Below are 549 nucleotides of genomic sequence, written 5' to 3'. Positions count from 1 at the left end.
GGCAGCTTCCTAAAGAATAGGCAATGATTTCGCCGTTAAATAAATCCTGAATACTTGAAAGATACAGCTGTTTCTGGCCAAAAGGCAAGTATGTAATATCTGTGACGAGCTTTTGAAGAGGCTGATTTGCCTGGAAATCTCCTTTTAACAGGTTATCGGAAATATGACAGGGCTGTCCTGTTCGTTTGCGTTTCTTCACTTTTACCCGGCACTGCCAGCCATACTTCTGCATTACACGCTGTACCGCTTTATGGTTAATCGACATCTCTCGTTTTAATAAGGCCGTGATTTTACGATAACCATATCGAAACTTAAGGTCCCGGCACAACGTGCCGATTTTTCGTTCAACGATCTGCCTGGCTGTTTCTTTCCGGCTCCTGCTCTTCCAGCGATAATAAGTGGATCTAGCAATGCCGAGATGCCGGCATATTTCCCTGACGGGCATGCTGGTTTGGAGTTCTTTTACTAATTCTACAGCTGTTTCTGGGACCACTTCCTCTCCAATTCTTTGTACTTTTTTAGTACTTCAATCTGCTGTTTCAAATACCG

At 43.7% G+C, this 549-nt stretch carries 1 pseudogene; it reads right to left on the bottom strand.

Annotated features, from left to right (window positions below):
* A pseudogene (locus ACH0BF_RS25095) lies at positions 1–549 on the bottom strand (IS3 family transposase); the annotation flags it as partial.

It is taken from the genome of Pseudobacillus sp. 179-B 2D1 NHS, assembly GCF_045370945.1.
In the GTDB taxonomy this organism is placed as follows: domain Bacteria; phylum Bacillota; class Bacilli; order Bacillales; family Domibacillaceae; genus Pseudobacillus.
Note: the sequence above shows the minus strand (reverse complement) of the source record. Positions and strands in the feature narration are given on the sequence as shown.